Genomic DNA, 21,840 nt, shown 5'->3' on the forward strand with positions numbered 1-21,840 from the left:
AGTGTCGTGGATCACCCCGACAACCAGCCGGTTTCGTACGAATCACCACCACCGCCGAAACGCGTTGCGCGCTCGCGAATGTAACGAAACAACGTACAAACCGAGCCGTTTCGTTACATTCGCGGAGGTTAGTAGCCGAACATCACCGGGGTGAGGCCGGTGTCCAGGCTGGCGATCACGCTGTACGCGGCTGGAGTCAGGTCGCAGTCGCGGTTGGTGCGACAGGTTCCGTTGCAGCACACCGCCTCACCGCAGAACATCTGAGTGTTCGGACCGCAGTCGGCGACCGAGACCGTGACACACGCGCCCGAACACCAGTGCGTGACAAAAATGGTGCTGCCACACGGTTTGTACGGCAGACTCTCACCGCAGATGTCGGGGCGGGTGATGTTGAAGCAGGAATCTGACGCGTACGGCCAAGCGCATTGGTAGGAGCCGGAGTTGCAGTTCCCGCAGGCTCCGCCGCCGGCGTCCCCGCAGGGACCCCACCCGGCGCCGCAGCAGAACCACGACGCCTCGCCGGACCACTGATTCGTACCGCATCCCATGGCGGATCCCCTTTCGTAACACGTCCACAGTGGAGGGAGAGCCGGTGCGGAGCGGCGCTGGTCCACACCGGTGCGAGTCAGGCGGTGGCGACCACCGGCAGGACGGTACGAGCGGGGTGCGGCGGCGCCGGCACCGGCAGGATTTCGCCGGTGGCCTCATCCACGATGCTCGACCGGATGCCCACCGTGGCTGAGTCGAGCCCGACCGCGAACACCACGGTGACTGGGCGTTTGCCGATCCGGCCGCCGTACGTCAGCACCCGCCACCCGTCCTCGTCCCAGCTCTCCAGCAGGCCGGAACGTACGACATGGGAGACCGCGGTGAACGCCTCGCTGCGCTCCAGGTTGTACGAGGTCGCCGTGATCGGCAGGGTGTCCGGGACGCCGGCCAGCGGATGCCGGCCGTACTTCATCCGCCAGATGCGCAGCGGCATGATCCAGGTCCGGTCGAAGTCCGGGGGACAGCGACAGGACCAGCACCACTTCGGCGGCCACCACCAGTACGGCCGGCAGTGGCTGGGAAGCCAGCGCCGACCACCAGGGCGAGCCGGTCGACGTGATCGCCGCGATCGTCGCCACCAGGCCGCCAACGGCCACGATGGCGGCCCGGCTGAAGCCGCGCCAGCTGATCGGCTCGGCCCGCGAGCTGGTGCAGCCGCACGAACTCTTGGGCACCGCGACCTTGGCGTATCCCAGGTATGCCAGGAAACTCACCCCGACCGCGGTCGCGGCCACCGCCGGCACCGCCGGCACCGGCGTACTGCCAGCGACCAGCAGCAGAACCGCGACCGTCAGCTCGACCGCGCCGGTGACCCGGTAGCCGACCACGGCCCGCTGGTCCGAGCCGAGCAGTTTGGGCAGCGCGGACCGGCTGGCGGCCACGCCGACCGTACGACCGAGCAACTTGTACGTGCCGGCCCACGCCAGCATCGCCGCGATCACCAGCGGCTGCCATGGATGCGATAACGCTCACCACGGATCCCCCCCCCGATCGTCAGGCCGCCGGTGCCATGCTGTGCACCGTCGACACGTTCACTTCGTTGGTGTCCGGGATCCAGACGCCGATCACCTTCACGGCGTGCCCGACCCGTAGCCCGGACAGGTCGCCGGTGGCGGCCTGACCGCGATAGGTGGCGGCACTCTTTCCCTTGACGACGTGCGCGACGATCTTCTTTCCGTTGTGGTTCAACTCCATCCGGGAGGCGCTGATCGAGGTGATGTGCGCGTCCAGGTTGACGATGTTGACCCAGATTGCGTCGGCCGCGAGGGTGCCGTCAGGCAGCCGCGCGCCGCGGGCGTAGAGCCCGTCGCCAACCAGGACCTGGTCCATCCCGACCGCCTCCATCTTCCACAGGCTGGTGCCGCCGGTGACGATGATGCGGTGCAGCACCTGGTCGGAGCCGCGTACGCCGAGCGCGTTCTTGCTGACGGACATGACCCGGCCGTCGATGAAGTTCGGGTCGACCGCGCCGGGCGCGAGCGCGGGCATGTCGCGCTCGAACGCGGCCGCTGGATCCGCGGCCCCGAACGCGGTCGCGGTGACGACCGCGGCCGCGCCGCCGAGCACCGTACCGGACAGAAAACGCCTTCTGTCGACACTCATGACGCTCTCCTCAATGTCCGATGGCGACCGGCGTCAGGCCGGTGCTCAGGCTGGCGATCAGGCTGTAGGCGGACGGCGTCAGGTCGATGTCGCGGTTGGTGACGCAGAGCCGCTGGCCGTTCAAGGTGCAGCAAGACGCCTCGTTGCAGAACTGGTGGGTGTTCGGGCCACAGTCGGCGACCGTCACGAACACGCAGGCGCCCGAGCACCAGTGCGCGACATAAATGCCGGTCCCGCAGCCCTTGCGGGCCAGGTTCTCGCCGCACAGATCCGGTCGGGTGATGTTGAAACACGCCGATGAGGCGTTCGGCCAGGCGCACTGATGTGAGCCGGAATTACAGTTTCCGCAGGCGCCGCCACCGGCGCCGCCGCAGGGGCCCCAACCGGCGCCGCAGCAGAACCACGACGCCTCTCCCCGCGCTTCGTTGACCGTACCGCAAGCCATAGTGAGTCTCCTTCCCTCGCACGTCTCCCTCAAGACGCCCGTATGGCAACATGACCGCACGCCAAAGGCGTACGCGACTGTCCACAAAGGATGCCCAGCAGGGACCCAAAAATCGGCTGCTGGTAAAAGAAAGCGGAATGACCGCTTAACTGTGCGATTCGTTGAGGTTGCTTATGGCGCATCACCTTCTCGTGCTGAAGACGAGTCGTCGCTAGCGGATATCGTCAACGCATTCGCGAAGTCTGTCAACAAATAACAAGAGAAACCCGCTAAGGCGGGATAAACGATCCAGACTTTTCCGTCAGACCGGGAGGAACATCCGGATGTTTCAGCTATATCCGAATCTCAACCGGCGGGCTGAAATGCCTCGACTGGAATGATTTGTCCGGTCTGTTCTTCCACCACGCTGACGCGAATACCCACCGTGTCGGTCGTCATCCCGACGGCGAAGACAATCGTCACTTCGCGATCGTCGAGCCGGCCGGCGTACGTCAGAATTCGCCAGCCTTCGGCGTCCCAGCTGTCCTGTAGCCCGGACGAGATCAGGTGCGCCACCGGAGTAAAAGCCTCGCTGCGTTCAACGTTGTACGCGGTGGCCGCGACGGGCACGGTGTCCGGCACATCGACAAGCGGGTGCCGGCCGTATTTGAGCCGCAGCGCCCGGGCCGGTCGCAGCCAGCGCCGGTCGAAGTCCGGTGAAAGCCCGAGCACCAGCAAACTTTCGGCGGTGGCAAGGAACATCGCGCAGATCGGGTCCGCACCAAAACCCTTCCACCACGGTACGGCGATCGGCAGCATCGCGAGCACCCCGCCGACCGCGACGATCGCGGCGCGGCCAAAACTTCGCCAGCCCACCGGCGATGTGGACGCGCTCGTACAACCACATGAACTCTGCGGAACGACGACCATCTTCGCGTACGCCAAATAGCAAAGAAATCCCAGTCCGACGATGACCGTTGACGGGGTTTTCCCGCCACCGAACAAAACCAGCGCGACGACCAGCTCGATCAGTCCGGTCAGGCGGTAAGCCGCGAGCGCTCGCCGGTGCGAGCCGAGCAGCCGGGGGAGCGCGGACCGGCTGGCCGCTACCCCGACCGTACGGCCAGCTAGTTTGTAGGCGCCGGCCCAGGCCAGCATGGCGCCCACCACCACCGGCTGAATGGACGCCAGTAAAACGAAAAACGTCATGAGGTGGCCATGCTGTGCAGGGTGGAAATGCTCATTTCGTTGGTGTCCGGATGCCACAGCCCGAGCACTCGTACGTGATGGCCGACCCGGAGTTTGGACAGGTCGCCGCTGGCCGGCTCGCTTCGGTAGGTGACAGCGGTCTTTCCCTTGACGACATGCGCGACGATCCGGTGGCCGTTGTGGCTGAGATCCACCCTGGCCGTGCTGATCGCGGCGATATATCGGCGTCCACGTTGACCAGATTGACCCAGACCGCGTCGGCCGCGAGCGTGCCGTCGGGTAATCGGGCTCCGCGCGCGTAAAGTCCGTCGCCGACCGCCACCTGGCTGACCGGGATCGGGTCCATTTTCCATAAACTGGTGGCGCTGGTGACCAGGATCCGGTGCAGGATCTGGTCCGATCCGCGTACGCCCAGAACGCCGTTGCGGTTAGACGTCACCCGGCCCTCGGCGAAACCCGGGTCGATGGCGCCGGCGGCGATTTCCGAGGTGTCGCGCCGAAAAGCGGCGGCCGGGTCGGTGCCGCCAAAGGTGGTGGCGCCGACGATGGCCGCGCTGCCCAGCACCGCGCCGGTGAGGAAAGTCCGTCGATCCACTGAACTCATCGCGTCAGGCCCGGATCTCGACCGGCACCAGGCCGCTGTTCAGGTTCGCGATCCGGCTGAAGGCCGCCGCGGTCAGGTCAACTACCCGGTTCGACCGGCACTGGCCTTCGCAACATGTCTGGCCGCCACAGAGAAACTCTTCGTACGCGGCCCGCAGTCCGCCACTTTCACCGGCACGCACACTCCGCTGCACCAGTGCCGGACCCACAGCGAGTCGCCGCAGCTGTGCGGTTGCAGGGTTTCGTGGCACAGGTCCGGCCGGGTGATCTCGAAACACGCCTTGGACGCGTTCGGCCACGCGCACTGCAGGGCGCTGGACGTACAGGTCTGGCAGGCGCCCTTGCCGGCCGCAGAGCACGGCCCCCAGGACGCGCCGCAGCAGAACCAGGACGCTTCACCGGACCATTCGTGTGTGGTGCCGCAGGACATGGGCACTCTCCTCTCGTCCGTAGGCACGCTAGGCGAACGAACCATCACTAATCGCCGATAACACGCGGAACGGATGTATCAGGCATAAGTCTTAATCGTTCTCACAGGAAGTGACTGGCGGATCAACTTCGACAACTTGTCGAACCCCCGGCCGAGCCGGCCGGAGCGACTTGCGAGAATAGAGGTCGTGGCAGACGTTCCAGCCGGCTCTGATCGCCCAACACCGCCGCTTCCGTACGACTATGAGGCGCCGGTTTCTCGACGCCTGTTCGACCGGGCCGAGGCCGTCATCCCGGGCGGGGTGAACTCGCCGGTTCGGGCGTTCCAGGCGGTCGGCGGCACGCCGAGGTTCATCTCGTCGGCGGCCGGTGCGTACCTGACAGACGCTGACGGCCGGCGTTATGTCGACCTGGTCTGTTCGTGGGGCCCGATGGTGCTCGGACACGCGCACCCGGCGGTCGTCGAGGCCGTCAGGGAGGCCGCTTTGAGTGGCACATCCTTCGGCGCGCCCACCGAGGCCGAGGTGTTGCTGGCCGAGGAAATCGTCGCCCGTACGCCCACTGAGCAGGTCAGACTCGTCAATTCCGGCACCGAGGCGACGATGAGCGCGGTGCGCCTCGCCCGCGGGGTGACCGGGCGGCGGCTGCTAGTCAAATTCGCCGGCTGCTACCACGGACACGTCGACGCGCTGCTCGCCGCGGCTGGCTCCGGGGTCGCGACGCTGGCGCTGCCGGACACGCCCGGTGTGACCGGCGCGCAGACCGGCGAGACGATCGTGCTGCCGTACAACGACATCGCCGCGGTGGAGAAGACCTTCGCCGAGCTGGGGGACCAGATCGCGGCCGTGATCACGGAAGCGGCTGCCGGCAACATGGGGGGGGTGGTGGCGCCGCGCGACGGCTTCAACGCCAAGCTCCGCGAGCTGACCACCAAACACGGCGCGCTGTTGATCATGGACGAGGTGATGACCGGCTTCCGGGTCTCCCGGTCCGGTTGGTACGGCCTCGACCCAGTCGTCCCGGACCTCGTCACGTACGCGAAGGTCATGGGCGGCGGACTGCCGGCGGCGGCCTTCGGCGGCCGTGCGGACGTGATGGCGTCGCTGGCGCCGGCCGGCCCGGTCTACCAGGCCGGCACGCTGTCCGGGAACCCGCTGGCCACCGCGGCGGGCTTGGCCACCCTGCGAGAGAGTGTACGGACGCGGTCTATGCGCAGCTCGACCGTACGTCCGCGATTTTGCAAGACCTGGTCACGAAAGCCTTGTCGGCCGCCGGCGTGGCGTACCGAATTTCCACCGCTGGCAACATGTTCGGCGTCTTCTTCACCGACACGGACGTACGGGACTATGACACCGCGCGGGAAACCAACACCGCCGCGTACAAGGCGTTTTTCCATTCGATGCTGGCATCGGGCGTCTATCTGCCACCGAGCGCGTACGAGTGCTGGTTCGTCTCGACCGCGCTCGGCGGCACCGAGCTGGAGCTGATCGAGGCCGCCCTCCCGGCCGCCGCGGTCGCCGCTGGGGCTGCCGCATGACGCAGACGACCGTCCACCTGATGCGCCATGGCGAGGTCTACAACCCCGCCAAGATCCTGTACGGCCGGCTGCCGGGCTACCGGTTGTCGGGGCTCGGCGAGCAGATGGCCGAGGTGGTGGCGAAGTCGCTGGCCGGGCACGACATCACCGCGGTGATCGCGAGCCCGCTGGAGCGCGCGCAGCAGACCGCGTTGCCGCTGGCCTCCCGGTTCGAGCTTGAGGTGCGTACGGACGACCGCCTGATCGAGTCGGCGAACCAGTTCGAGGGCCTGGCCACCGGCCCGGGCGACGGCGCGTTCGCCAACCCGCGCTACTGGTATCGCCTGCGCAACCCGTTCACGCCCTCGTGGGGCGAGCCGTATCGCGAGGTCGCGGCCCGCATGATGGCCGCCGTGCAGGACGCCCGGCTGATCGCCGAAGGCCACGAAGTCGTGCTGGTCAGCCACCAGATGCCGATCTGGATGGCGCGCCGCTACGCGGAAGGCGAGCGGCTCTGGCACGACCCCCGCAAGCGACAGTGCAGCCTCGCCAGCCTGACCTCGTTCCGGTTCGACGGGGCCACCCTCGCCGGCATCGACTACACCGAGCCGGCCGCCGCGCTCCTTGGCCGCACCGACCCGGCCGCCAAGGGCGCCTGATGCGGCGCCGCACGCTTTTCGGGCTGACCCTCGCGACCACATTGCTGGCATCGGGCTGCGCGGTCGGCAACGACGCGGTCAACCAGAGCGCCGGCGGAGAACGCGGATATGTGCCCACCGGGACCGGAAAACAGCAGTGGGCGATCGGCCAGCGGGTCGCCGCGCCGGAGATCACCGGCACCACCCTGACCGGGGCGTCCTTCGCACTTTCGGCGCTGCGCGGCAAAGTCGTGGTGATCAACTTCTGGGGCCAGTGGTGTGCGCCTTGCCGCGCCGAGTCCGCCGACCTGCAGCAGGCTTATCTGGCCACCAAAGCCAAAGGTGTCGAGTTCGTCGGGGTGAACATCCGCGACACCCAGGACCGGGCGCTGGCCTTCGAGCGTACGAACGGGATCACGTATCCGAGCCTGTTCGACCCGGAGGGCCGGATCGGCGTGAAATTCCCGGAAAACGCCGCCCACCACGATCCCGTCCACCATCGTGTTGGACCGCTCTGGCCGGGTCGCGGCCCTGTTCCGGGATGCCGTTCTGGCCACCGACCTGGAGCCCGTCGTGCTGTCCCTGGCCGGTGAGAAACCGTGAACGCGGCGGCGACAGTGACGAGCGGGCCACTGCTGGCGGCGCGCGCGCGCTGGCGGCGTCCGCGGGCCTGCTGTCCTTCCTGTCGCCGTGTGTTCTGCCGCTGGTGCCGGGATATGTCTCGTATGTGACCGGCCTCGCCGGCGCTGACCTGGACGCGGCCACCGGCATCGACCCGACTGGCCGCACGGTCGTACGCACCGCAAACGCCACCAGAGTGCGGGGCAGGGTGCTGCTGGGCAGCGGCCTTTTCGTGGTCGGATTCACCGCCGTCTTCACCATCCTGTCGCGGGCCGCTGGCGGGCTGGGCATTGTGCTGTTGGACTACGCGCCGATCGTGCAGCGGGTGGTCGGCGCGCTGATCGTGGTGATGGGTCTTGCGTTCCTGGGCGTGATCCCTGGGCTGGACCGGACCGTACGGATGCGCTGCTGCCGGCTTCGGGCCTGGTCGGCGCGCCGGTGCTGGGCGCGGTGTTCGCGCTCGGCTGGCTGCCCTGCACCGGCCCGACGCTGGCCGCGGTGCTCGGCCTTGCGGCCACCTCCGGATCGGTCGCCCGCGGGGCGGTGTTGGCCGCCGCGTACGGCCTCGGTCTCGGCATCCCGTTCGTGCTGTTCGGCCTCGGATTCCGCCGGCTGATCGGCGCGCTCGCCTTCGTCCGCCGGCACAGCGTGTGGGTGACCCGGATCGGCGGCGCGATGTTGCTGGTCGTTGGCCTTTTGCTGCTTTTGGGCGGCTGGGATCCGGTCGTCATCTGGCTGCGGAGTTGGCTTCCTCCAGGGGAGATCCCGATTTGAGTCTCGACACTCTTTCCACCGCTCCGGCGCCGGTCGAACCGGCGCCGAAGAACCCGCGCGGCAAGGCGATCGTGGTGCGCTGGTGGCGGCAGCTGACCAGCATGCGGACCGCGCTGGTGCTGCTTTTCCTGCTGGCGTTGGCCGCGGTGCCTGGATCGCTGCTGCCGCAACAGGACCTGAACCCGGAGAAGGTCCAGTCGTACCTGTCGGACCACCCGGTTTTGGGTCCGATCCTGGACAAAATCGGGGCGTACAACGTTTTCGGCTCGCCCTGGTTCGCGGCGATCTACCTGCTGTTGTTCATCTCGCTGATCGGCTGCCTCTACCCGCGGATCAAGCTGCACGCCAAGGCGCTCCAGCAGGCCCCGCCGGCGGCCCCGAAGTTCCTCGACCGGATGCGCCACCACGCCGAACTTCCGGCGACGGACGGAAAACCGGCCGAGCTGGCCGCCGACCTGCGTCGCGTGTTGAGGCGTCGGCGCTGGCGCACGGTCGTACGGGAAAAGGGCGAGGTCGTCGAGGTCAGCGCGGAAAAGGGCTATCTGCGCGAAACCGGCAACCTGGTCTTCCATCTTTCGTTGCTGGTGCTGTTGATCGGGGTCGCATCCGGCGCGTTGTGGGGTTGGAACGCCAATGTGCTGCTGACCGAGGGCGACGGCTTCTGCGACTCGCTGCAGCAGTACGACCAGTACACGCTCGGCCGGGACGTGACGGACTCCAGTCTGCCGCCTTTCTGCGTACACCTGCGAAAGTTCCACGCCGACTACCTGCCCAGCGGTGAGCCGTCCAAATATGCCGCCGATGTCACGTACGACGACGGCCTCGGCGGGCCCAGCATGAACAGCACCATCGAGGTCAACGACCCGCTGCGGTTCCAGGGCGCCCGGATTTACCTGCTGGACACCGGTTACTCGCCGATCATCAGCTACACCGACAAATACGGGCAGACCTTCACGTCGCCGAGCCCGTTCCTGCCGCAGGACCAGAACCTGTCCTCGTCCGGAATCGCGGTTTTCGCGGACGCCAACCAGAAACCAGGCGCCGCTCGTACGTCCGGGGTCGAGGTCGCGTTCCAGGGCGTCTTCACCCCGACCACCCCGACCGAAGGGCCCAAGGTCTCCTCGCTCAGCCCGGCGCCGCGCTCGCCTGGGCTGACTCTCGCCGCGTACCGCGGTGACACCGGTTTGTCCTCCGGCATCCCGAAATCGGTGTACGCGCTGGACCAAAACCAGATCGACCGCGGCAAACTCAAGCTGGTCGGCACGCATTTCCTTCAGCCGGGCGATCGTTGGAAGCTCGACGACGGCAGCACGGTGGCCTTCGTCGGCTACCGCGAATGGGCCGGCATCCGGGTCGACCAGAACCCCGGTCAGAACGTGGTGCTGGTGGCCGCGATCTGCATCGTCCTGGGTTTGCTGTGTTCGCTGCGCATCCGCCGCCGGCGGCTGTGGGTGCGGTTGACCCCGGACTCCAACGACAGTGCTCGCACTGTCGTCGCCGTCGGTGGCCTTTCTCGTACCGATGCCGACGAGTTCGCCGGCGAGTTCGACCGTCTGCTCGAACAGATCACCACATCCCTCCCAGTTTCCAGCGGGAGCGGGAAAGGAACTGAGCATGCCGACTGAGACCGCGATGGCCAGCCTGTCCGACAATCTTCTGGTCGCGACGATTTTGTTTTACGCGGGCGCGATGTTGGCGTACGGCGTCGAATACGCGTTTGGTGCGAGAGCCAGTCGCAAGTCGTCGGCGAAAGTGCTCGCCACCGTCGGGGGTGGGGCGACGGTCGCGGACGCGCCGGTTTCGCCGCCGGTCGGTGGCGCGGTGACCGAGCCCTCCCCGCTGCCGCGGATCGCCGGCCAGATCGGCGTGGTGCTCAATATCGTCGGCGTCGCCACCCACGTCGCCACCCTGATCACCCGCGCGATCGCCGCCGGCCGGGTGCCGTGGGGCAACATGTACGAATACGCGATCACCGTGTGCTTCGTCGCGATGGTCGCCTGGCTCGTCGTCCTCACCAGGCAGCGGTCGATCCGGCACATCGGCGCTTTCGTGATGCTGCCGATCGTTTTTTGTTGCTGGGCCTGGCCGGCACGGTGCTCTACACGCCGGTCGTTCCGCTGGTGCCGGCGCTGAACTCGTACTGGCTGTGGATCCACGTCAGCGCGGCGACCCTGGCCAGCGGCATTTACATGGTCGGTTTCGTGGCCAGCGCGATGTATTTGATTCGCTACTATCACGACAAGCGGTTCCTGGCCGGCCGTGCGGTGTCCTTCCCGCTGACCCTCGGCCCGCGACGCGACTGCGGCCGCGGAGGTGTTGGAGCGCACCACGTTCCGGGTGATCGCCTTCGCCTTCCCGATCTGGACCTTCGCCATCATGGCCGGCGCGATCTGGGCCGAGGCTGCGTGGTCGCGTTATTGGGGCTGGGACCCGAAGGAGACCTGGTCGTTCATCGCGTGGGTCGTTTACGCGGCGTACCTGCACGCCCGCTCCACCACCGGCTGGAAGGGCCCGAAGGCGGCCTGGATCGCGATGGTTGGCTGGGGCGTCATGATGATGAACCTGTTCGGCGTGAACCTCGTCATCTCCGGCCTGCACTCGTACGCTGGCCTGCAGTAACGCATTCTTACTCCGCACCGCCCCGTTGCCCGCGCCAGCCGCCGACAACGGGGCGTTGTGGATTTTCCGCCGGACTGGGCTGGCAATCCCCTACCCCCTAGGGGTACGGTGAATGCATGACTCCGGGCTACACGAACGACAAAGCGAAGATCCAGGCGAGGTTGAAGCGCATCGAGGGGCAGGTGCGCGGCCTGCAACGGATGGTGGACGAGGACACGTACTGCATTGACGTCCTCACCCAGGTGTCCGCCACCACTCGCGCCCTGCAAGCGGTCGCGCTCGGGCTGCTCGATGACCATCTCAGTCACTGCGTGCAGGACGCGGTCGCGTCCGGCGGCGCCGACGCGGCCGAGAAAGTCAAAGAGGCCAGCGACGCGATCGCCCGGCTCGTTCGTTCCTGATATTTCCGAAAGGAAACATAGATGACCACCAGCACGTACCAGGTGTCCGGCATGACCTGCGAGCACTGCGTCCGGTCGGTGACCGAGGAAATCAGCGGCCTGGAAGCGTCCAGGCGGTAAGCGTCGACCTGCCCACCGGCGAGGTCACGGTGGAGTCCGCGAATCCGTTGCCGGACAGGGTGATCCGGGCCGCCGTCGACGAGGCTGGATATCAGCTGGTCGAGTCGTGAACGCCGGCGTCGAGCTCGCCATCAGCGGGATGACGTGCGCGTCCTGCGCGAACAGAGTCGAGCGAAAGCTCAACAAACTCGATGGCGTGTCGGCGACGGTCAACTATGCCACCGAAACCGCGCACGTTGAATTCCCGCCTTCGGTGACGGTCGACGTTCTGATCGGCCAGGTGCAGGCCGCCGGCTATGACGCCAAACCTCCTGCGGAGCAGGAGAAGGTCGCTCCAGACGAGACTTCGCCGCTGCGCCAGCGGTTGCTGATCTCGTTGGCCCTCACCATCCCGGTCGTGGTGCTGTCGATGGTGCCGGCGCTGCAGTTCACGAACTGGCAGTGGCTGGCCTTGACACTTGCTTCCCCGGTCGTCGGGTGGGGCGCGTGGCCATTTCACCGAGCCGCCGCGGTCAATCTGCGGCACGGCGCCGCGACCATGGACACGCTGGTGTCGATGGGCACCCTCGTCGCGTACTTTTGGTCGCTCTACGCGCTTTTCTTCGGTACGGCCGGCGAGCCCGGCATGCGGATGTCGTTTGAGTTTCTGGCCTCGCAAACGCGCGGTGCCGACGAGATCTATCTCGAAGTCGCCGCCGGCGTGACGGTTTTCCTGCTGGCCGGCCGTTATTTCGAAGCCCGGTCGAAAAGACGGGCCGGATCGGCGTTGCGGGCGCTGCTCGATCTCGGCGCCAAGAACGTGATCGTCCGGCGAGCCGGCCGTGACCATCAGGTGTCCATCGATGCGCTGATCGTCGGCGACGAGTTTGTCGTACGTCCCGGTGAAAAGATCGCCACCGACGGCATCGTGGTGGACGGGCGCTCAGCGGTGGACGCGAGCATGCTGACCGGCGAGAGCGTGCCGGTCGAGGTCAGCGTCGGCGACACCGTCGTCGGCGCGACGGTGAACGCTGGCGGGCGACTGGTCGTACGGGCCAGCAGGGTCGGTGCGGACACCCAGCTGGCGCAGATGGCCAAGCTCGTCACCGAGGCCCAGAACGGAAAAAAGCGGCTGTTCAGCGGCTCGCCGACCGAATTTCCGGGGTGTTCGTGCCGGTCGTCATCGGCCTTGCCGCGTTCACTTTGCTGGAATGGTGGGTCACCGGAAACGGCGTGGTGCCGGGCATGACCGCCGCGGTCGCCGTGCTGATCATCGCCTGCCCGTGCGCCCTCGGACTCGCCACCCCGACGGCCCTGCTGGTGGGCACGGGAAGAGGCGCGCAGCTGGGGATTTTGATCAAGGGCCCGCAAGTTCTGGAGTCGACCCGCCGAGTGGACACCATCGTGCTGGACAAGACCGGCACCGTCACCACCGGCCGAATGGTTGTCGTGCAAGTGCGCGGCGAAGTCCTGCGGCTCGCCGGTGCCGTCGAGGCAGCTTCCGAGCATCCGATCGCGGCCGCTATCGCCGCGCGTGCTTCGGAATCGGGACAGCTGCCGGAAGTTTCGGATTTCGTGGCGCTGCCGGGCCTGGGCGCCAGCGGCAAGGTCGACGGCCACGCCGTGCTCGTCGGTCGCCCGCAACTGCTCGCCGAGCAGTCCGTCGTCGTACCAGAAGATCTCGCCGAAGCCGTTGCGGCGGCCGAAAAATCCGGTCAAACGGTCGCGATGGTCGCGCTCGACGGCGTGGCCGCCGGGATGATTTCCGTTGCGGACACGGTCAAACCCAGCTCCGCCGAAGCGATCCGCCGGTTGCGTGCGCTGGGCCTGCGCCCGATGCTGCTCACCGGTGACAACGCGGCCGTCGCGAGCGCGGTGGCAGCCGAGGTCGGGATCGCTCGGAAGGACGTCATCGCCGGCGTCCTCCCAGCCGGAAAGGTCGACGCCGTACGCAGACTCCAGGAATCCGGCGCGGTCGTCGCGATGGTCGGTGACGGCGTCAACGACGCGGCCGCGCTGGCCACCGCCGACCTCGGCCTCGCGATGGGCACCGGCACGGACGTGGCGATCGAATCCGCCGACCTGACGCTCGTACGCGGCGACCTCCGCTCCGCCGCCGACGCCATCCGGCTCGCCCGCCGTACCCTGCGAACCATTCAGGTCAACCTCTTCTGGGCCTTCGCGTACAACATCGCGGCCCTCCCACTCGCCGCGTTCGGCCTACTCAACCCCCTGATCGCCGGCGCCGCGATGGCCTGCTCCTCCCTCTTCGTCGTCACCAACTCCCTCCGCCTCTTCCGCTTCCACTAACGCTTTCGACGTTTTGCGCGTGTCAAGGGCGCTTTACGGCGCGAAATTGTCGTACGTGTCTGTTTTTCTTTCCCCCTCCCTTTGAACGGGCGGGGGGTGGGTTGAGAGGTGGACTCTAATTTTTAGTTGAACATTGGTCCTCGAACCCGCCCCCCACCCGTCACTGGGTGGGGGCAAATCTGCCGGAGGGGTAGACAGTTTTTCGCGCCGCACCCTATCGGAATCGGCAGTTTCCCCTGCGACTCAAGTGGCTCCTGTGCACTCAATCATCGGAGTCAGGTCAGGGTGACGGGCAGGGTGGCTAGGCCGTGTTGGACGAAGGTGGGGCGGGAGGTGGCTGTGCCGGCGAGGGTGAGGGGGAGCGGGAGCAGGGCGGCGAAGGCTTCCTGGAGTTCGACGCGGGCCAGCGGGGCGCCGAGGCAGAAGTGGATGCCGGCGCCGAAGCCCAGGTGGGCGGGGTCGCGGCGGAGGTTCAGGGGGTGTCCGGGTGCGGGAATTCCAGCGGGTCGCGATTGGCCGAGCCGAGCAGGGCGGCGACCTGCTGGCCGGGCTGGATTTCGCCGCTGGGAAGGGAAACGACGGCGGTGGCCGTACGTTCGAAGAGCTGCAAAGGTGAGTCGAAGCGGATGAGTTCCTCGACGGCGGCTGGTACGAGCGACGGGTCCGCTTGCAGCGCATGCCATTGCGCGGGGTTTTCCAACAGCGCGCGCGAGCATGCCGTTGCCGATCACGTTGACGCTCGCTTCGTGGCCGGCGTTGAGCAGCAGGATGCAGGTGGTGACCAGTTCGTCCTCGGTGAGCCGGTCGCCGTCGGTGTCCCGCACTCGTACGAGCGCGCTGACCAGGTCGTCGCCGGCTGTCACCCGGCGAGTCGCGACCAGTTCGCGCAGGTAGCCGACGAATTCGGCGGCCGCGGTCTCGGCGGCCGCGCGCTGCTCGGCGATGATGGCCGGCTCGTACATTTTGACGATCGCGTTCGACCACGGCCGCAGCAACGGCCAGTCGGTGGCCGGGATGCCGAGCAGCTCACCAATCACCTGTACGGGCAGTTCCTCGGCGAAAGCGCTCATAAGATCGACCGGCCCGTCGCGCAGGCCGTCAATCAGCGCGGCGGCGAGGGTGGCGATCCGCGGTCGCAGTCCTTCGGTACGCCGGCGGGTGAAAGCCACTGACACCAGCCGGCGCAGCCGGGTGTGGTCCGGCGGCTCCATTTCCAGCAGCAGCGCGTTGCGGTGGATCAGGTTGAACTGCCCAAAATCAGCGGACGGCTCGCGGTCTTTCCAGATCCGCGCCAAATCGCGGTCACGCAGCACGGCATTGCAGGTCTGGTAATCGAAAGCCAGCCACCTGCCGAGCGTTTCGTCCCAGGCGAGCGGATGTTTCGCCCGGAGCTGGGCGAGCACCTCGTACGGCGAGCGCAGGAACTCGGCATCTTCTAACGGCAACAACGACATGACAGCAACGTACGCCAGTGTCCAACGCGGCGCTGGCCTCAGCTCGGTGCGACCGCTGGCCGGCGCTTTCCGAACAAAGTAAAGAAAATCAGCAGCCAGGCAGCGGCTGGGAAGAGGCAGACCACGAAGCTGGCCACCGCGTTGATCATCCCGGTGGCCACCGCGCTCAGCCCGGCGCCGACCTGGAGATAGAGCGACAGCCCGGCGACCCCGAGGCTGAGCACCAACCCGGCCAGCGCGAGTACGAGGCGCCCAGCGCGATCGCGGATCGGCGGCCGGCCTGTCGCCACTGGACCAACGCCACCACGATGCCGGCGAGCAGCGCGATGAGCTGCGGAGTCTGGTTGGCGAAAGTGGAAAGCAGGGCCACGATCCATCCACTGGAATAGTTCATCGAATGCTCCTAACCAGTGACCGGAGGCAGGGCCTGGGCCGGTTTCGACCGACCGAACAACGCGATGGTGATGAGGATCCACGGGATCGCCGCCAGCAGGCTCACGAAAATCCCGACCACCCGATAGACCACGCCGACCAAAGCCACTGGCACGTGCGCACTGGCGACAATTTCCGGCAGCAGCGAACTACTCACCACCACCATGATCACGAGGGCCTCGGCGAGCAGGCCGACGACAGCGGCGATCAGCGCGAACGTGGCCGCCCGCGGATTCTGGGCCCGCCGCCGGATGGCCATCACCACGCCGACCAGCAACGCGATCACCAGCGGCAGCTGGCCAACTATCCCGGCCAGTACGAGAGAACACACACCCGACACCGCTGCCCCCTCTCGGCGACTCCAGGCCCACCTTAGCCGTACGGCCGCACGTACCCCTGTCGTATGACGCACCGCGGTCGGACGACAGGGCCACCACCTGCGCGTACGGTGAAAACCATGGCAACTCAGACAGTCCAGGCCCCGCCTTCGGCCTGGCTCAGCACGGCGACCGGGCAGCTGGGGAAGGCGTTCGCGCAGCTCCTGTGGGGTAAGGACGATCGTTCGCCACTGCCGTCAATGCGGGCGCTGTGGTTGTTGTTCGGCGCTGTTTGTGTCGTTTTCGCGCGCTGCTGGTTCTGCTGGCCAGCGGTGACTACCTCCTGATCTCTGGTGGCACAGACGAGTTGGTTGTGCCGTTCGGCATCGGGGTGCTGCTGGTCGCGCCGCTGGTGCTCGGTACCCGCGCTCCGTTGCTGGCCTGGCGTTTGCAAGTGATTGGTTCGCTGCTGGCCCTGACCAACTCGACCTGGCATGACCCACACTGTGGATCGACGTGAAGCTCGTTGCTCTGGCGGCCGGGATCGGCCTGCTCACCTATCGGTGTGGCTGGCTGGTAGGCCTGCTGGGCACATTCGTGGTCGTGGTGCCGACTATCGGCCCGGCCATCGTCAAGGTGTATCTGTGGGACAAGGTGAGCTTGGCGGCCATGATCGTCACTGCCGGCCTGGTGATTGGCGGCGCGTTGCATGTTAGGCGTACGGCCGGCGAGCAGCTCAGCGAGCAGCGCCAGACCACTGTGCAGGCGCAGGAAGGGCAGATCCTGCTCACCGAGCGGGCCCGGATCGCCCGCGAGCTGCATGACGTGGTGGCGCACCACATGTCGATGGTGGCCGTACGAGCCGAGACCGCGCCCTACCGGCTGACGGATCTGCCGGAGACGGCCCGGGCCGAGTTCATCGACATTGGCGCGGCCGCCCGTGCCGCGTTGACCGACATGCGGCAACTGCTCGGTGTGTTGCGGGACGGCGCGCCGGCCGACCTCGCGCCGCAGCCGGGTGTCGGGCAGATCCCGGATCTGGTCAGCGCGATGGCCGCGTCCGGCGCGCGGATCACCCACGAGGTCGACGGGCCGCCGGTGGACCTGCCGGCGGCGGTGGACCTCGCCGCGTACCGGATCGTCCAGGAGGCCCTGTCCAACGCCGGCCGGCATGCTCCCGGCGCGGAGATCGCGGTCCGGCTCGGCTACCTGCCGACCGCGGTGGTGGTCACGATCAGCAACGGTCCGGCGGTGGTCGCGGAGCGTACAGGCACGGCTCTCACCGTCCGGCTGCCGGACGCGTCGGCGCAGCCACACGGCCTGGTCGGCATGCGGGAGCGGGTCACGCTGGCCGGCGGCACCCTGCTGGCCTACCCGGCGCCGGGCGGCGGTTTCGTGGTTGAGGTGACCATGCCGTACGGCGGGACGGAGACGGTCGGATGATCAGCGTTTTCATCGCCGACGACCAGGCGATGGTCCGGCAGGGCTTCGGCGCCCTGCTGGCCGCGCAGCCGGACATCGAGATGGTCGGCGACGCGGTGGACGGCCGGGAAGCGGTGAGCGGTGTCCAGCGGCTCACCGCCGCTGGCACACCCCCGGACGTGATCCTTATGGACGTACGCATGCCGGAAATGGACGGTCTGGAGGCGACTCGCCGGATTCTCGCCGCCCCCGAGCCGGTGAGCACCCCGGGTGCTCATCCTCACCACCTTCGACCTCGACGAGTACGTCTACGAAGCGCTGCGGGCCGGTGCCAGCGGTTTCCTGCTGAAGGACGCGCCGGCCGCCGACCTGGTGGCCGGCGTACGAGTCGTACACGCCGGCGACGGGCTGCTGGCGCCCTCTGTGACCGGCCGGTTGATCGCTGATTTCGCCCGCCGCCGCCCGGACGACCGGCCACCGCCGGGCAACCCGGCCGCGGTGCATACGCTCACGCCCCGCGAGATCGAGGTGCTCAAGCTGATCGCCGCCGGCCAGACGAACGGCGAGATCGCGACGACGCGATGATCGTCGCCGAGCAGACCGTGAAGACCCACATCGGCCGGATTTTCGCCAAGCTGCACCTGCGGGACCGCAGCCAGGCGGTCATCTTGGCGTACGAAACCGGACTGGTCACTCCCGGCGGATAATAAAAGGCCCGGTTCCGCTGGACGGAACCGGGCCTAAGCGGGCGTCTGAGTTAGTTCGGTCGGGCGGCTCCGACGAAGCCCATCGAGTCAATGCTGGAGATCTTCACGTTCTCGCCCTCTTCCGGCGCATGGATCACCTGGCTGTTGCTGATCGCCAGGCCCACATGCCCGAAGTTGTTGAAGAAGACCAGGTCGCCGGCCTGAACCATGGAGCGGGTGATGTGTGGGTTGCCCTGATACTGCTCGTGGGCCGAGTGCGGCAGCGAGATGCCGACCTGCCGGTAGGCCGCCAGCGTCAGGCCGGAGCAGTCGAAGCCGACCTGGTACGGACCGGACTTGGCGAACACGTAGTGGGCTCCGAGCTGGGCATACGCGTACTTCACGGTGGTGGACGACCCGACCGGGGCCTGGGGCGCGTCCGGGCTCGGGCCATCCGCACCGCCACCGCTACTGTCCAGCGATCCTGGCGGGAGCAGCTTCTTGAGGGCGGCGAGCTGGGTGGTGTAGCCGCTCTTGCTGGTGTTGAGCGTGGTCACCAGGGTCTGCGCGGCGGTGGCCAGGCTGTTCACCTGGGCCTGCTGGGCGATCAGCTTCGCCTTCGCCGACCGCAGCAGCGCCGCGAGCTGGTCGCGGGTCTTGCCGGTGAGCGCGTCCAGGGTGGTCAGCTGGTCCAGGAAGGTGTCCGCGGAGCCGCTGGTGATCATCGAGCTCATCATGCTCACGTCGCCGCCCTTGTAGGCGCTGATCGCGTACGACGCGGTCTTCTGACCGAGCGTGGTGAGCTGCGTCTGAGTGGCGCTGACCTGCTTGTTCACCGCGGTCTGCTGGGCTTTTACCTTGCCCAGGTTGGAATTCGCGGTGTTGTACTGGTCGTTGAGAGAGTGTCCAGTTTGGACTGACTGCAGCGCGGTGACCTGCGCCTTGACGTTGCTGGGACTGGGATCGGCGGCGGCCGGGCTGGCCAACGCCAACGGGCCAGCGAGGAGAGTCGTCGTCAGAAGGGTGGGCACTGCTATGGCACGAAGGCGCTTTCGTAGCGCGCTTGCGCGAAACACGTCTCGCGAGCTCCTTCTTCCGTCACACCGCCTGCCGAGTTAGCTGACGGATTCGGGCCGGAAGAAATTAGCCCTACCACGGGAAAACCGTGGATTCACCCCAGAAACTCGGGTCCCCGGCTCGCTTTCCGGCGCGGGGCGCCGGTCATCGATTCGGCGGCGTCGGCCAATGACGCTCGGTTGAGCATCCAGATTCTCGACCGACAAAGGCGAAGCCTACGACATCACCTTTATTCCCCCATCGTCGCGGGGGTGACGAGCGTTACGTCGTACCAAAAATCGAGTGATGTCGTCACTATTGGTTACTGGCGTAAAAACAATGACCCGGTTCCTTTTTCAGGAACCGGGCCACTGAAGTGTGTGCGGATGGATCAGACAGGCCGGGCGGCTCCGACATATCCCATCGAGTCGATGGGGGAGATCTTCACGTCTTCGCCCTCGGTCGGCGCGTGGATCACCCTGCTGTTGCTGATGGCGATGCCCACGTGCCCGAAGTTGTTGAAGAAGACCAGGTCGCCAGCTTCCACCGCGCCGCGGGAGATGTGCGGTGACATCTGGTACTGCTCGTGCGCCGAGTGCGGCAGCGAGATGCCGACCTGCCGGTACGCGGCCAGGGTGAGGCCGGAGCAGTCGAAGGAGTCAGGCCCGTCGGCGGCGAACACATACGGCTTGTTGAGCTGCGCGTACGCGTACCGAACCGTGGTCGAGGAGCCGACCGGCGCGTCGGGTGCGGCCGCGTCCATGCCGAAGTCGGACGGGTCGAGCTTGGCCCGCAACGTGCGCAGCGTCTTGGCCTGGCTGTCGAAACTGCTCTTGCTGGTGCCGAGCGTGCTCACCAGGGTCTGCGCGGCGGTGGCCAGGCTGTTCAGCTTGGCCTGCTGGGCGCCGACCGCGGCCTTGGCCGCCTTGAGCGCGGCCAGCTGGTCTCGGTTCTTGCCGGTGAGGGCGTCCAGCGTGGTCAGCTGGTCGAGGAAGGTGTCCGCCGAGCCGCTGGTGATCATCGAGCTCATCATGCTCACGTCACCACCCTTGTAGGCGCTGATCGCGTACGACGCGGTCTTGTCCTGGAGCGCGGCATACTGCGTCTGGGCCTGGGCGAACTGCTTGTTCACCGCCGTCTGCTGGGTCTTGATCTTGCCCAGGTTCACGTTCGCGGTGTTGTACTGGTCGTTGAGAGTGTCCAGTTTGGACGTGAGGGCGTCGATCTGGTGCGTCAGGTCACTGACGCTGGGATCCGCCGACGCCGGGCTGGCCATGGCCAGGGTTCCGGCGACCAGAGTCGCTGTGAGAACGGTGGGCACCACGAAGACACGAAGGCGCTTCCATAGCGCGCTTGCGCGAGTCACTTCCCGCGAGCTCCTTCTTCCGCAATACCGCCTGCCGAGTTAGCTGTCGGATTCGGGCGGGAAGAAATTCGCCCTACCACGACCAGGTCGTGGATTCACCCCAGGAACTCGGGTCCCCGGCTCGACTTCTGGCCATTTCGCGCCAGTCATCAATTCGGCGGCGTCGGCCGCGACGCTCGGCTGAGCATCCAGACTCTCGACCGACAGGGGCGAAGCTTACGACATCGCCTTAGCCGTTTCATCGCCGGACGGGCAAATCGTGTTACGACACCCGCGCAAAATTCATTTGCCGATCGGGCAGCCAGGCATTATGCGCGGTACGCGTGAAAAGAAATGCGTGTAGTCACCGGCGAGTCACGCAGCGACTCTCGACACAATGCGGTTCAGAATGGACACCGCTTGGCTAACTGGAGGCGGCACTGAAGGGTCCGCGAAACGCACGCTTCTCCCGCCTACCGAGATGACATATCGGAAACCGTCCGGGATTTCCGCCGTACGAGTGGAAGTCATCCCGCTGAGCGGGATTTTCGGTATCGCCGCAAGGAGTTCGGCCCGCTCGCTCGCGGTCAGCGTGCCGTGCCGATCCGCACCCTTGCGAGTGCTCGCGATGACCTGGCCGTCCGGGGTGATCCGCAGCTCGTCCTGGAAACCGGCGATGCCGCCCGTACGGGCGTACGTGACGGCCGGCAACCCAGCGGGTAGTGATGGCGACACCGTGGGTCTCATCGGAGCCGGTGTCGTCGCGCTGCCCCCGCCGGGCGACGATCCACCCGCGCAGCCGGCCAGCGCGATGCCGACCACCGCCGCCATCGCGACTGTCCCGGCGAGCTCGCGCACGCCGTACGAACGTCCTGGGATGTCATCAGCCCGCATTCGCCGCACCGCCCACCGTCCCCGCCAGTCGGAGACTTCAAGCCCTTGGACTCGCCGCGGCGCGATCTGGTTCCGCGGGCGGGTGAAAACGCCGTTCCTACGAGTCGGCGCGTCGTCGTCGATCAGGCCACCTTCGCCGGCCAGCAAGGCGCGCACTTCCGACTCACGGAAGCGGCGATGGCCGCCGGGCGTACGAATGCTGCTGATTCGGCCCGCGGCCGCCCACCGGGTCACGGTTTTCGGATCCACCCGAAACATGGCGGCTACCTCACCAGGGGGTGAGCAGTTTTCCCTCGACCTCCACCGACCCGCACCTCCCTCGTTGATGCCGTCCACTGTTGTTCTGGTACGGAAAAATCTCGCTCCCGGCGGTCATTAGAGCATCGTTGAGGCGCTTTCACTGGCACTTTGACAAGGTCCCTGACCGTGACGACGAGTGT

At 66.9% G+C, this 21,840-nt stretch carries 25 protein-coding genes, 5 pseudogenes and 2 riboswitches; of the genes and pseudogenes, 16 read left to right on the forward strand and 14 right to left on the reverse strand.

Annotated features, from left to right (window positions below):
• Nucleotides 1-128: 128 nt before the first annotated feature.
• From GNX96_RS17860 to GNX96_RS52740, 7 genes are all read right to left on the reverse strand, one after another.
• Entirely contained in the window at nucleotides 129-548 is a 420-nt protein-coding gene (locus GNX96_RS17860) for an RlpA-like double-psi beta-barrel domain-containing protein (protein ID WP_163568976.1), read from the reverse strand.
• A 156-nt stretch (nucleotides 549-704) separates the two neighbouring features.
• A complete protein-coding gene (locus GNX96_RS52735; RefSeq protein ID WP_279580683.1) occupies nucleotides 705-1,490 on the reverse strand; it encodes a MauE/DoxX family redox-associated membrane protein in 786 nt (261 codons plus the stop codon).
• A 52-nt stretch (nucleotides 1,491-1,542) separates the two neighbouring features.
• Nucleotides 1,543-2,151: a cell wall protein gene (locus GNX96_RS17875; protein WP_163568979.1), complete on the reverse strand. Its 609-nt coding sequence runs from the start codon at nucleotides 2,149-2,151 to the stop codon at nucleotides 1,543-1,545.
• A 10-nt stretch (nucleotides 2,152-2,161) separates the two neighbouring features.
• Nucleotides 2,162-2,596, reverse strand: a complete 435-nt coding sequence (locus GNX96_RS17880; protein WP_163568980.1) for an RlpA-like double-psi beta-barrel domain-containing protein — start codon at nucleotides 2,594-2,596, stop codon at nucleotides 2,162-2,164.
• Nucleotides 2,597-2,941: 345 nt separating this feature from the next.
• Nucleotides 2,942-3,784 (reverse strand): MauE/DoxX family redox-associated membrane protein, encoded by an 843-nt coding sequence (locus GNX96_RS17885; RefSeq protein ID WP_163568981.1) that lies wholly within the window; start codon nucleotides 3,782-3,784, stop codon nucleotides 2,942-2,944.
• 31 nt (nucleotides 3,785-3,815) lie between these two features.
• The gene (locus GNX96_RS17890; protein WP_163568982.1) at nucleotides 3,816-4,388 is read right to left on the reverse strand and encodes a hypothetical protein; all 573 of its coding nucleotides are present in this window, start codon (nucleotides 4,386-4,388) and stop codon (nucleotides 3,816-3,818) included.
• A gap of 4 nt (nucleotides 4,389-4,392) precedes the next feature.
• Nucleotides 4,393-4,569: an RlpA-like double-psi beta-barrel domain-containing protein gene (locus GNX96_RS52740; RefSeq protein WP_279580684.1), complete on the reverse strand. Its 177-nt coding sequence runs from the start codon at nucleotides 4,567-4,569 to the stop codon at nucleotides 4,393-4,395.
• An 81-nt stretch (nucleotides 4,570-4,650) separates the two neighbouring features.
• Between GNX96_RS52740 and GNX96_RS52745 the strand changes: the two genes are divergently transcribed.
• The 12 genes and pseudogenes from GNX96_RS52745 to GNX96_RS17940 all read left to right on the forward strand — a co-directional run bounded on the left by GNX96_RS52745 (nucleotide 4,651) and on the right by GNX96_RS17940 (nucleotide 13,794).
• Entirely contained in the window at nucleotides 4,651-4,878 is a 228-nt protein-coding gene (locus GNX96_RS52745; protein WP_279580685.1) for a hypothetical protein, read from the forward strand.
• Nucleotides 4,879-5,082: 204 nt separating this feature from the next.
• Nucleotides 5,083-6,353, forward strand: a pseudogene (gene hemL, locus GNX96_RS17900) (glutamate-1-semialdehyde 2,1-aminomutase).
• Nucleotides 6,350-6,991 (forward strand): histidine phosphatase family protein, encoded by a 642-nt coding sequence (locus GNX96_RS17905; RefSeq protein ID WP_163568983.1) that lies wholly within the window; start codon nucleotides 6,350-6,352, stop codon nucleotides 6,989-6,991. Before hemL ends, GNX96_RS17905 begins: the two are co-directional and overlap by 4 nt.
• Nucleotides 6,991-7,563 carry a TlpA family protein disulfide reductase gene (locus GNX96_RS17910; RefSeq protein WP_163568984.1) on the forward strand — a complete coding sequence of 191 codons (573 nt, stop codon included), beginning with the start codon at nucleotides 6,991-6,993 and terminating at the stop codon, nucleotides 7,561-7,563. Before GNX96_RS17905 ends, GNX96_RS17910 begins: the two co-directional genes overlap by 1 nt.
• The gene (locus GNX96_RS67245; RefSeq protein WP_452124482.1) at nucleotides 7,560-8,207 is read left to right on the forward strand and encodes a cytochrome c biogenesis CcdA family protein; all 648 of its coding nucleotides are present in this window, start codon (nucleotides 7,560-7,562) and stop codon (nucleotides 8,205-8,207) included. The genes GNX96_RS17910 and GNX96_RS67245 overlap by 4 nt, the downstream gene beginning before the upstream one ends.
• On the forward strand, nucleotides 8,090-8,365 hold the full coding sequence (locus tag GNX96_RS52755) for a hypothetical protein (RefSeq protein WP_452124483.1): 276 nt from the start codon (nucleotides 8,090-8,092) through the stop codon (nucleotides 8,363-8,365). The genes GNX96_RS67245 and GNX96_RS52755 overlap by 118 nt, the downstream gene beginning before the upstream one ends.
• Nucleotides 8,362-9,990, forward strand: a complete 1,629-nt coding sequence (resB, locus tag GNX96_RS17920; RefSeq protein ID WP_279580687.1) for a cytochrome c biogenesis protein ResB — start codon at nucleotides 8,362-8,364, stop codon at nucleotides 9,988-9,990. The genes GNX96_RS52755 and resB overlap by 4 nt, the downstream gene beginning before the upstream one ends.
• The gene (locus GNX96_RS52760; protein WP_279580688.1) at nucleotides 9,980-10,498 is read left to right on the forward strand and encodes a hypothetical protein; all 519 of its coding nucleotides are present in this window, start codon (nucleotides 9,980-9,982) and stop codon (nucleotides 10,496-10,498) included. The genes resB and GNX96_RS52760 overlap by 11 nt, the downstream gene beginning before the upstream one ends.
• Nucleotides 10,499-10,678: 180 nt before the next feature.
• Nucleotides 10,679-10,984 carry a cytochrome c biogenesis protein CcsA gene (ccsA, locus tag GNX96_RS52765; RefSeq protein WP_279580689.1) on the forward strand — a complete coding sequence of 102 codons (306 nt, stop codon included), beginning with the start codon at nucleotides 10,679-10,681 and terminating at the stop codon, nucleotides 10,982-10,984.
• A gap of 116 nt (nucleotides 10,985-11,100) precedes the next feature.
• Nucleotides 11,101-11,385, forward strand: a complete 285-nt coding sequence (locus GNX96_RS17930) for a metal-sensitive transcriptional regulator (RefSeq protein WP_163568985.1) — start codon at nucleotides 11,101-11,103, stop codon at nucleotides 11,383-11,385.
• A 21-nt stretch (nucleotides 11,386-11,406) separates the two neighbouring features.
• Nucleotides 11,407-11,615: pseudogene (locus GNX96_RS17935) on the forward strand (heavy-metal-associated domain-containing protein).
• 29 nt (nucleotides 11,616-11,644) lie between these two features.
• Nucleotides 11,645-13,794, forward strand: a pseudogene (locus GNX96_RS17940) (heavy metal translocating P-type ATPase).
• Nucleotides 13,795-14,069: 275 nt separating this feature from the next.
• On the opposite strand, the gene GNX96_RS67250 reads toward GNX96_RS17940, so the two are convergent.
• The 4 genes from GNX96_RS67250 to GNX96_RS17955 are packed head-to-tail and all read right to left on the reverse strand — an operon-like array spanning nucleotide 14,070 to nucleotide 16,020.
• Nucleotides 14,070-15,248 (reverse strand): cytochrome P450, encoded by a 1,179-nt coding sequence (locus GNX96_RS67250; protein WP_279580690.1) that lies wholly within the window; start codon nucleotides 15,246-15,248, stop codon nucleotides 14,070-14,072.
• A gap of 38 nt (nucleotides 15,249-15,286) precedes the next feature.
• Nucleotides 15,287-15,409 carry a hypothetical protein gene (locus GNX96_RS52770; protein WP_279580691.1) on the reverse strand — a complete coding sequence of 41 codons (123 nt, stop codon included), beginning with the start codon at nucleotides 15,407-15,409 and terminating at the stop codon, nucleotides 15,287-15,289.
• Between the two features lie 5 nt (nucleotides 15,410-15,414).
• Complete coding sequence (locus GNX96_RS52775) at nucleotides 15,415-15,642, reverse strand: hypothetical protein (RefSeq protein ID WP_279580692.1); 228 nt, start codon at nucleotides 15,640-15,642, stop codon at nucleotides 15,415-15,417.
• A 9-nt stretch (nucleotides 15,643-15,651) separates the two neighbouring features.
• A complete protein-coding gene (locus GNX96_RS17955) occupies nucleotides 15,652-16,020 on the reverse strand; it encodes a hypothetical protein (RefSeq protein WP_279580693.1) in 369 nt (122 codons plus the stop codon).
• A 117-nt stretch (nucleotides 16,021-16,137) separates the two neighbouring features.
• On the opposite strand from GNX96_RS17955, the gene GNX96_RS17960 reads away from it, so the two are divergent.
• The 4 genes and pseudogenes from GNX96_RS17960 to GNX96_RS17975 all read left to right on the forward strand — a co-directional run bounded on the left by GNX96_RS17960 (nucleotide 16,138) and on the right by GNX96_RS17975 (nucleotide 18,126).
• Nucleotides 16,138-16,344 (forward strand): hypothetical protein, encoded by a 207-nt coding sequence (locus GNX96_RS17960; protein WP_163568988.1) that lies wholly within the window; start codon nucleotides 16,138-16,140, stop codon nucleotides 16,342-16,344.
• 26 nt (nucleotides 16,345-16,370) lie between these two features.
• Complete coding sequence (locus GNX96_RS17965; RefSeq protein WP_163568989.1) at nucleotides 16,371-16,517, forward strand: hypothetical protein; 147 nt, start codon at nucleotides 16,371-16,373, stop codon at nucleotides 16,515-16,517.
• The gene (locus tag GNX96_RS17970; RefSeq protein ID WP_163568990.1) at nucleotides 16,514-17,440 is read left to right on the forward strand and encodes a sensor histidine kinase; all 927 of its coding nucleotides are present in this window, start codon (nucleotides 16,514-16,516) and stop codon (nucleotides 17,438-17,440) included. The genes GNX96_RS17965 and GNX96_RS17970 overlap by 4 nt, the downstream gene beginning before the upstream one ends.
• Nucleotides 17,437-18,126: pseudogene (locus GNX96_RS17975) on the forward strand (response regulator). Before GNX96_RS17970 ends, GNX96_RS17975 begins: the two are co-directional and overlap by 4 nt.
• A 50-nt stretch (nucleotides 18,127-18,176) precedes the next feature.
• Here the strand turns inward: GNX96_RS17975 and GNX96_RS17980 are convergent.
• From GNX96_RS17980 to GNX96_RS17990, 3 genes and pseudogenes are all read right to left on the reverse strand, one after another.
• Nucleotides 18,177-19,136: a C40 family peptidase gene (locus tag GNX96_RS17980; RefSeq protein WP_163568991.1), complete on the reverse strand. Its 960-nt coding sequence runs from the start codon at nucleotides 19,134-19,136 to the stop codon at nucleotides 18,177-18,179.
• Between the two features lie 59 nt (nucleotides 19,137-19,195).
• Nucleotides 19,196-19,350, reverse strand: a riboswitch (cyclic di-AMP (ydaO/yuaA leader).
• 202 nt (nucleotides 19,351-19,552) lie between these two features.
• Entirely contained in the window at nucleotides 19,553-20,527 is a 975-nt protein-coding gene (locus tag GNX96_RS17985) for a C40 family peptidase (RefSeq protein ID WP_163568992.1), read from the reverse strand.
• Nucleotides 20,528-20,540: 13 nt separating this feature from the next.
• A riboswitch (cyclic di-AMP (ydaO/yuaA leader) is annotated at nucleotides 20,541-20,679 on the reverse strand.
• 856 nt (nucleotides 20,680-21,535) lie between these two features.
• Nucleotides 21,536-21,658: pseudogene (locus tag GNX96_RS17990) on the reverse strand (BldC family transcriptional regulator); the annotation flags it as partial.
• Between the last annotated feature and the right edge of the window lie 182 nt (nucleotides 21,659-21,840).

Origin of the sequence: Fodinicola feengrottensis (genome assembly GCF_010993775.1) — a bacterium.
Taxonomy (GTDB): domain Bacteria; phylum Actinomycetota; class Actinomycetes; order Mycobacteriales; family HKI-0501; genus Fodinicola; species Fodinicola feengrottensis.

Coding starts and splice junctions, on each gene's coding strand:
- GNX96_RS17910 (WP_163568984.1), top strand. CDS start 6,991: ATGCGGCGCCGCACGCTTTTCGGGCTGACCCTCGCGACCACATTGCTG.
- GNX96_RS17880 (WP_163568980.1), bottom strand. CDS start 2,596: ATGGCTTGCGGTACGGTCAACGAAGCGCGGGGAGAGGCGTCGTGGTTC.
- GNX96_RS17890 (WP_163568982.1), bottom strand. CDS start 4,388: ATGAGTTCAGTGGATCGACGGACTTTCCTCACCGGCGCGGTGCTGGGC.
- GNX96_RS17930 (WP_163568985.1), top strand. CDS start 11,101: ATGACTCCGGGCTACACGAACGACAAAGCGAAGATCCAGGCGAGGTTG.
- GNX96_RS52775 (WP_279580692.1), bottom strand. CDS start 15,642: ATGAACTATTCCAGTGGATGGATCGTGGCCCTGCTTTCCACTTTCGCC.
- GNX96_RS52760 (WP_279580688.1), top strand. CDS start 9,980: ATGCCGACTGAGACCGCGATGGCCAGCCTGTCCGACAATCTTCTGGTC.
- GNX96_RS17885 (WP_163568981.1), bottom strand. CDS start 3,784: ATGACGTTTTTCGTTTTACTGGCGTCCATTCAGCCGGTGGTGGTGGGC.
- GNX96_RS17905 (WP_163568983.1), top strand. CDS start 6,350: ATGACGCAGACGACCGTCCACCTGATGCGCCATGGCGAGGTCTACAAC.
- GNX96_RS17860 (WP_163568976.1), bottom strand. CDS start 548: ATGGGATGCGGTACGAATCAGTGGTCCGGCGAGGCGTCGTGGTTCTGC.
- GNX96_RS17875 (WP_163568979.1), bottom strand. CDS start 2,151: ATGAGTGTCGACAGAAGGCGTTTTCTGTCCGGTACGGTGCTCGGCGGC.
- GNX96_RS17960 (WP_163568988.1), top strand. CDS start 16,138: ATGGCAACTCAGACAGTCCAGGCCCCGCCTTCGGCCTGGCTCAGCACG.
- GNX96_RS67250 (WP_279580690.1), bottom strand. CDS start 15,248: ATGTCGTTGTTGCCGTTAGAAGATGCCGAGTTCCTGCGCTCGCCGTAC.